This window comes from Okeania sp. SIO3I5 (assembly GCF_010672085.1).
In the GTDB taxonomy this organism is placed as follows: Bacteria; Cyanobacteriota; Cyanobacteriia; order Cyanobacteriales; family Microcoleaceae; genus Trichodesmium.
Genome location: NZ_JAAHHT010000082.1, coordinates 19,182 through 27,501 on the forward strand (window position 1 = coordinate 19,182; position 8,320 = coordinate 27,501).

General features: G+C 38.6%; 8 protein-coding genes. 4 read left to right on the forward strand and 4 right to left on the reverse strand.

The annotated features are described in order from the left end of the window. Window positions 1-118 precede the first annotated feature (118 nt). The 3 genes from F6K40_RS19105 to F6K40_RS19115 are packed head-to-tail and all read left to right on the forward strand — an operon-like array spanning window position 119 to window position 954. Window positions 119-319 (forward strand): hypothetical protein, encoded by a 201-nt coding sequence (locus F6K40_RS19105; RefSeq protein ID WP_293138635.1) that lies wholly within the window; start codon window positions 119-121, stop codon window positions 317-319. A 42-nt stretch (window positions 320-361) separates the two neighbouring features. After that, the gene (locus F6K40_RS19110) at window positions 362-592 is read left to right on the forward strand and encodes a DUF433 domain-containing protein (protein ID WP_293138637.1); all 231 of its coding nucleotides are present in this window, start codon (window positions 362-364) and stop codon (window positions 590-592) included. Beyond that, entirely contained in the window at window positions 589-954 is a 366-nt protein-coding gene (locus F6K40_RS19115) for a DUF5615 family PIN-like protein (protein WP_293138639.1), read from the forward strand. The genes F6K40_RS19110 and F6K40_RS19115 overlap by 4 nt, the downstream gene beginning before the upstream one ends. A 223-nt stretch (window positions 955-1,177) precedes the next feature. On the opposite strand, the gene F6K40_RS19120 is transcribed toward F6K40_RS19115, so the two are convergent. The 4 genes from F6K40_RS19120 to gyrB all read right to left on the reverse strand — a co-directional run bounded on the left by F6K40_RS19120 (window position 1,178) and on the right by gyrB (window position 5,844). Beyond that, complete coding sequence (locus F6K40_RS19120; RefSeq protein WP_293138641.1) at window positions 1,178-1,393, reverse strand: hypothetical protein; 216 nt, start codon at window positions 1,391-1,393, stop codon at window positions 1,178-1,180. Window positions 1,394-1,412: 19 nt separating this feature from the next. Next, the gene (locus tag F6K40_RS19125; protein WP_293138643.1) at window positions 1,413-1,547 is read right to left on the reverse strand and encodes a hypothetical protein; all 135 of its coding nucleotides are present in this window, start codon (window positions 1,545-1,547) and stop codon (window positions 1,413-1,415) included. A gap of 454 nt (window positions 1,548-2,001) precedes the next feature. Continuing rightward, entirely contained in the window at window positions 2,002-2,370 is a 369-nt protein-coding gene (locus tag F6K40_RS19130) for a hypothetical protein (protein ID WP_293138644.1), read from the reverse strand. Between the two features lie 225 nt (window positions 2,371-2,595). Then, a complete protein-coding gene (gene gyrB / locus F6K40_RS19135) occupies window positions 2,596-5,844 on the reverse strand; it encodes a DNA topoisomerase (ATP-hydrolyzing) subunit B (protein ID WP_293138645.1) in 3,249 nt (1,082 codons plus the stop codon). 860 nt (window positions 5,845-6,704) lie between these two features. Here gyrB and miaA point away from each other — a divergent pair. After that, window positions 6,705-7,613 carry a tRNA (adenosine(37)-N6)-dimethylallyltransferase MiaA gene (miaA, locus tag F6K40_RS19140; RefSeq protein ID WP_293138646.1) on the forward strand — a complete coding sequence of 303 codons (909 nt, stop codon included), beginning with the start codon at window positions 6,705-6,707 and terminating at the stop codon, window positions 7,611-7,613. Window positions 7,614-8,320: the final 707 nt, after the last annotated feature.

Sequence of the window (8,320 nt, forward strand, 5' to 3'; positions counted from 1 at the left end):
TTCATATTGCTATTGGGTTTTGTTTTTCAACCTAACCTACAACTATAAATACTTGTGTTAAACTGTATTATTTGCTAGAATATTAGCAGACTATTATTATAGCGATCTAATAACTGAAATGACTAAAGTAAAAGAAATTCAAGCAGCAATTCAATCTCTTTCTCCTGATGATTTCACCTATTTAAGAAAGTGGATGATGGAGTTAGATTGGGAACAGTGGAATCAAGAAATTGAAGCTGATTCTAATTTAGGAAAACTAGACTTCTTAATTGATGAAGCGTTAATAGAAAAAGCACAAAATAAATTACAGGAATTTTAAAATCTTGTATACTTTATTTATACCAAGTACAGGAGATATAGAATGAAGCAATTAAAAAGAATCACTTTCGACCCAGAAGTAATGGGTGGTAAACCTTGTATTCGAGGTCTGCGGGTCACTGTTGGTACTATAGTGGGATTGATGGCGTCAGGTCATTCAAGTGAAGATATTTTGAAAGCATATCCTTATTTGGAACCAGAGGATTTGCAAGAAGCTTTAGGTTATGCTGCGTGGCGGGTTGAGGAAGTAGAGGTTCCTTTAAAAAGCAGATGAAAATTTTGATTGATATGAACTTTTCGCCTCAATGGAGCGAAGTATTAGGAAAATACGGATGGGAAGTGCTTCACTGGTCTGAGGTTGGCGATCCAAAAGCTAAAGATCGAACTATTATGAATTGGGCGAATATTAATGGATATGTTGTCTTAACTCACGACCTCGACTTTGGCGCACTCTTAGCTATTACCCAAGCTGAAGGACCCAGTGTTATTCAAGTTCGTACTCAAGGTATTTTACCTGATGATTTGGAAATGATTCTAGTGGAGGTTTTGCGTCAGTTTGAACCAGAGCTAAATTCTGGAGCTTTAATAGTTGTTAATAAGGAGCGATCGAAAGTGCGAATTTTACCTTTAAAGTAGGGATATTAAAAGTGGCGCAGATGCTAGGGGTTGGCGTTAGTTTTTCCCCTAGACTAATGGTTCCTCAACCCCATAGTCTTCGCGAGTTAGTTGCATAATTTCATCAGTGGTCAGATTCTTGGTTGCTTTGCCACGAATGGCAGCGATCGCTTCTTTTCCTCGGTTGGAATTTTGAAGTTTACGAATTTGTAAGATGTTCGGTTCTACTAAACTATGAATACTTTTAGCGCTTGAGTGCAGGAACAGGTTTATGCAAAATCAAGTAGGTTGGGTAGAACGATAGTGAAACCCAACAAAGTCTAGTATTAGCAAAATCAAGAATGGTGCTAGTAGGGTGCTGTTTTCGGCTGTCGCCGACATGAAACTTATAGCGAACGCGACATGAAAAGCGATAGCGTAACGCACCAGGCAAAATCAAAAATGGTGCGTTACGCTCCACTCCGTTCCGCTAACACACCCTACTGCACTACTCGTATTTCTTCGCGAGTTAGTTGCATAATTTCATCGGTGGTCAGATTCTTGGTTGCTTTGCAACGAATAGCAGCTATTATTTCTTTTCCTCGGTTGGGGTTTTGAAGCTTGCCAATTTGCAAGGTGTTCCCTTTGACTTCAAGTTCAACTTCTGTTCCCGGTAGAAATTAAAGCTGGTTTTGAATTTCTGGAGGGATGGTAATTTTTCGTTCAGTGTCAATTTTCATAATTTTTATCGTTTTGGGATGAGAAGCACCTAGCAAGGGAGCAAGATGCTCCCACTGTTTCTTTGACCAAAATAATTACAAAAGACTATCGTTACTATTTACTATCTGCAAAGATTGTTGTGTAAATCTCTGAAATAATCACTACTGTGTAAGTTCTCGTTTATTTATTCCTACTGGACTGACACACCTAAGATGGTGCGTTACGACGGATTGCTGAATGCTTTTCATAGTCTGAATTTAAGCCGTATAACGCACCCTACTATACTTAAGGATTACGGCTCATTAACCTCACTTAAGGATTACGGCTCATTAACCTCATTTAGGTTGAGCAAGATTATAAATTGTACAATCAATACGTTGTACAATCAAGACCTAAAGCTCTTACTAAATGAACAGCAGCAATATTTCCACGCCTAGCCAAGAGACACCTATTCCGGTCTTTAATTTCTTGATCGACATTTCTTATAAGCGAAAAAAAACACACTCCTTGATAACACTCAGATGGATTATAACTAACGTTAAAACAATACCGATAATCACGACGAATAGCACAAAAAGTATCTGGTCGGTTATATCCCTGTCGAACTTCAAGATAAAGTCTACCTTGATTATCTTCAACAACCCTTTCCTGACCAAAAGCTTTTTGTACTGAACTTAGACTCATACCAACAAAACTAATTAATCCTAATCCAGCCATTAGTAGATGTTTTGTTTTCATTTTTCTTAGCCTCTTGAGAAAAAATATACTACTTTTATTGATTAAAATTGTCTAATTTTAAACCTAAAACAATCCTCTGTCAAGCTTGATCACAATCAAATTATCTTCGTCTCCAAATTTCATTTTTGCTTGGGTTTGGAGAGCAGGGTTTGGAGACCAAACCCCTACGATAAAACGTTACCAATGGATAATTATTAATTATTCATTATTAATTATTCATTAATGTTAAATATCCAAATCAGTAATCTTCAATTTCGGTCCGTAAGTCTCAATAAACTCACGCCTCGGCGCCACCCGATCGCCCATCAACACGGTAAATATCCGATCTGCCTCCGCAGCATCCTCAATCTCCACCCGCTTCAATGTCCGAGTGTCAGGGTTCATCGTTGTATCCCACAACTGAACTGGCATCATTTCACCCAAACCCTTAAACCGTTGGATAGTATAGTTCGCATTCCCAGGAAACTCATTTTGAACCAACTGAGTAAGTTCGCGATCGCTATAACAATAGTAATGATTCCGTCCCCGTTCCACTTTATACAAAGGTGGGCAAGCAATATAGATATAACCCTGATCTACCAACGCTCGTTGATATCGGTAGAAAAACGTCAACAATAACGTCCGAATATGAGCGCCATCAACATCAGCGTCAGTCATAATAATTATCTTATGATACCGCAGTTGAGAAGCATCAAACTCATCCCCTTTGATACCCAAACCCAAAGCTGTAATCATTGATTGAATTTCATTATTTTTGTAAATTTTGGCATCATCCGTTTTCTCAATATTGATAATTTTACCCCGCAACGGCAATATAGCTTGGAAACGGCGATCGCGCCCTTGTTTAGCACTATTATGAACAAAAACTCCACTCGCTAAAGCAAAATTATGAGTATTGGGAACTTCAATATCATAAACATCTCGTCGCTCTTCCAAAGGTTCAATAGAAACAACCCGATGATTATAATTACGAATAGCATCCCGCGCTAAAAATTCATCTCCTCCAAAATAGCGATCGCAAAAAGTCTCAAACTTCAACATCGACTTATCCTTCTCGCGACGACGATAAATATCATACAAATCCAAATCTATGAAACGAGAACTCTGGTAAACTTTGTGCAAAGCTTCAAGAGTCTTGCGATAGTAAGTTTTATCCAGTGCTTCCCGACGCTTCGCACGAAATTCAGGAGTCCACTGTTCCTTAGTTTTTTGTCGTCGCCACTCCAACAAATCTTCATCCTGCCATTGTTCTTTTGCTACTTCAGAAGCTGCCTCCCGTGCTTCTGGGTTATTCGCAAAATAATCCCGTACTCGATCTGCTTGAGCTTGACAGTTTTCAGCATGACTCCAATATTCCTGCTGTGCTTTCATTAACTGTTCGCGATTTTCTTCACGATACTCTTCATTGCTATCATAAAACTCGCGCCATTTCTGAGCCATAAAAGCTTTATACTCATCAACTTCCCACTGTGCTTTCGCTTGTTTCGACAAAATATATCGTGTTTCAGGTTCCTGCATTCGTTCCTTCATCTTCGCCCGATATTCATCAGTTTGATGAGCTTGCCGACTTTTTTCTATAACATCAGGACGATGTAAAGTAAATTCAAGATGTGCCCTGTGCAATGCCCAATGTTCCTTCGCCGGAAGTCGCTGAATATTGGTAGGATTATTATTCAGTTTATTGAAATCAATATGATGACGATGATCGCCATCTGCTGAATTATATACCCCTGCTTCCAAGTTATAAAAATCTGCCAATAAATGAGTATAAATCCAACTGTCTTTTTTAGGGTTCCAAACCATTTCATAACCATCTAATCCCTGACCACTTTTTGTCTTTTGAGATAACTTTCTATACAGAGGCATCAAAGCATCATAAGGTGTTAATAAAGCTGCTTGTTTATAACTACCATCTTTGAGCATAAAAGGATGATCTGGAGTACAAATTATAGTCTCATCATTATCCAAAGTTATCTTAATAACTGTGGCATTTTTCTTAGTCATTCTTGCATTAATTATCCGTTCAATTGCCACATATCCCTTCTCATTAATTGTGTAACAAAAATGTTCTTTACCTTCAGCTTGTTCAGCGACTATTTCTATAAAGCTAAGTCTACGTCCATCAGCTAAAATAACTTGTTGATGGGCCAGAAAACATCCGCCGGCGCTGTCCCCTTCGACGAGGTATAACTCGGATTCTTCCGGGTTTTTCGTACTGCAATCGGCTAGTTTTCCTGGTAATGGAGAAGATTCTAAAACTGATTTTCTCCTAACTAAATCCCTCGCTCGACGAGCTGCTTCTGCTGCTTTAAAAGCTTGAATAGCTTTCTCTAAAACTGCATCAGCAACTTGAGGATTAAAGTCTAAATATTCAGTTAAAACTTCTCCCACCAAAGAGTCAACAATACCCCTAACTTCAGTATTACCTAACTTAGTCTTAGTTTGACCTTCAAATTCTGGTTCTGGAACCTTAACAGAAATAACTGCCGTCAATCCTTCCCGAACATTTTCACCACCTAAATTTGCCTCACTTTCTTTAAGTTTATTCCGCTTCCGAGCAATAGCATTCATTGTCCTAGTTAAAACAGTTTTTAACCCTTCCAAATGAGTACCACCATCAACAGTTCTAATATTGTTAGCAAAACCGAGAACATTATCACTAAAAGCATCCACACACCATTGCAAAGCTACTTCCACTTGCACATCATTCTTTTCCCCCTGCACAAAAATCACCTCTTCATGCAAAGGTTGTTTTTCCCGGTTCATATAGGTGACATATTCCTTAATACCACCCTCATAACAATAAGATTCTACTCGCGCTTCATCACTTTTAAGTAACTCCAGGCGGTGATCTGTAATTGTAATCTTGACACCTGCATTCAAATATGCTAGCTCTCGCAAACGACCAACTATGGTATTGTAGTCAAACTCAATACCTGTAGTAAAAATTTCCTCATCTGGCAGAAACTGCACCGATGTACCTGTCCGCTTTTCTTTATTAGCTTTAGATTTTAAATCTCCAGTAGGTTTGCCACGCTCATAACGTTGGATATGTGTCTTTTTATCCCGCCAGACTGTTACCTCTACCCACTCGGACAAAGCATTGACTACGGAAACCCCGACACCGTGTAATCCCCCAGAAACTTTATATCCGCCTCCACCAAACTTACCTCCAGCGTGGAGAACAGTCATAACTGTTTCCAAAGCAGACTTACCTGTTTTAGAATGAGTATCTACCGGAATACCCCGGCCATCATCTGTAACTTTGACAGACCCATCTTCATTCAGGTCAACCTCGATGTGGGTGCAATAACCAGCTAGCGCCTCATCAATGGAGTTATCAACCACTTCGTAGATTAGATGATGGAGTCCACGAGGTCCCGTGGAACCAATGTACATTCCCGGTCGCTTCCGCACTGCTTCGAGACCTTCCAAGACCTGTATTTGTTCAGCACCGTAATTGTTGCTGGCCATAGCAATATCTCTCCCTATAATGGCTGTAATACTAACTTTCATCAATAAATGAAATTTTTCTCCTAAATTATAACATAAATGCCTTAAAAGCGACTATAGAGTATTTTGAGAAGAAATTTATTTAGGGGATGTAGATAGTATTTAGAAGTTATTAGTCATAAGTAAAGAGTCATAAGTCAGGATAGAATTATTTCTGAGTCAGGAGTCAGGGGTTGAATTCTTGCTGTGACTGAATTTCAGAGGCATAAGAATTTCTGCTAGCTTTAACTTTTGATTTTTAACTTTTGATTTTTTATGTCAGGAGTCAGGAGTTAAATTCTTGTTGTGACTGAATTTCAGAGGTATGGGAATTTCTGCAAGTTATGAATCAGTAGTCAGTAGTCAGTAGTCAGTAGTCAGTAGTCAGTAGTCGGAATTGTCAGTTAAATTCTTGCTGTAGCTAAATTTGAGAGGCATGAGAATTTCTGCTAATTTTAACTTTTAACTTTGAACTTTTTCTGAGTCAGGAGTCAGGAGTTAAATTCTTGCTGTGACTGAATTTGAGAAGCATCAGAATTTCTGCAAGTTTTGAATCAGTAGTCAGTAGTCAGTAGTCAGTAGTCGGAATAGTCAGTTAAATTCTTGCTGTAGCTAAATTTGAGAGGCATGAGAATTTCTGCAAGTTTTGACTTTTAACTTTTAACTTTTGACTTTTTATGTCAGGAGTCAGGGGTTAAATTATTGCTGTGACTGAATTTGAGAAGTATCAGAATTTCTGCAAGTTTTGAACTTTGAATTTTGAATTTTATTGGGTGCGTAATTACTGATATAATAATTTAATTAAGTAATTTCCTTGAATTTTGAATTTTGAATTTTGAATTTTGAATTTAATTACTATTTGCGGGCCAACAGCTACGGGTAAGTCTGGATTAGCTTTGGATTTGGCCCAGAGATTAGGTTCAGTAATTCTCAGTGCAGATTCCCGTCAAGTCTATAAAGATTTTAACATTGGAACCGCAAAACCAACTAGAAAAGAACGAGAATTAGTACCTCATTATTTAATAGATATTTGTGAACCAACAGAAACTCTGACACTAGCAGAATATCAGGAACAGGCACAACGTTTGATTGTTAATTCTCCTACTGCTGAAACTGATTTTGCTCCACCAAGTTTATTAGTGGGAGGTACGGGATTATACATAAAGGCAATAGTTAAGGGTTTGAAGATTCCCAGAGTTGGGCCTAATGAAAAGTTGCGATCGCAACTAGCAGATTTAGGACAAAATCAATGTTACAAAATGTTGCAGCAGGTTGATGGAGTTGCTGCTGAGAAAATTCACCCTAATGATGTGGTGCGAACTTTACGAGCGTTGGAAGTGTTTTATGTAAGTGGGAAACCAATTTCTCAACAACAGGGAGAAAACCCTCCAGATTATCCAATTTTGCAAATAGGGTTAGATTGTGATGTGGAGGTTTTGGGCGATCGTATTCGTCATCGGACTGAGAAAATGGTAGAAGTTGGGTTAGTGGAGGAAGTAAAATTTTTGTGTGAAAAATATGGTGCGGAGTTGCCATTATTGAATACTTTGGGTTATGCAGAGATGAAACAATATTTGGCAGGAGATATTAGCTTGACTGAAGCGATCGAGGCAACAGTTTTACATACTCGTCAGTTTGCGAAGCGACAACGCACTTGGTTTCGTGCGTATCGAGAAATTGAATGGTTTGATGCGAATGCTTCCGATTTATTGGAGCAGGTTTGGCAGCGAGTAAGGGGACTTGACAGTTGAGAAAATTTTCATCATCCAGCTCCGAGAGCTTCAGCAAATGAAACTACTATTGCTTTATAGAACCTATTTATCTTTGACATTAATATTCGCGATCGCTGATAAGTTTTTTTTAGTTGAATAAAAAATCATGTACATAGGCGAACGACTCCAGCTAACTTTACGATATCACAATTGTTGTGAAGATGCAAGAGAAAATCCTTCGATGCGCGATTTTTTAGGAGCTTAACAAAATAAAATAATTATTCCTCTCCAGGCAATAAAAGGAAAATTTTCATCCTCCAGCTCCGGGAGCTTGAGCAAATGAAACGACTATTGTTCAATAGTAATAGAAGGAAAATTTTGCGACTCCAGCTCCGGGAGCTTCAGTAAATGAAACGACTATTTCTCTCTAGGCAATAAAAGGAAAAATTTTGCGACTCCAGCTCCGGGAGCTTCAGGGAATGAAACGACTATTTCTCTCTAGGCAATAAAAGGAAAATTTTGCGACTCCAGCTCCGGGAGCTTCAGGGAATGAAATGACTATTTCTCTCTAGGCAATAAAAGGAAAAATTTTGCGACTCCAGCTCCGGGAGCTTCAGGGAATGAAACGACTATTTCTCTCTAGGCAATAAAAGGAAAATTTTGCGACTCCAGCTCCGGGAGCTTCAGGGAATGAAATGACTATTTCTCTCTAGGCAATAAAAGGAAAAATTTTGCGACTCCAGCTC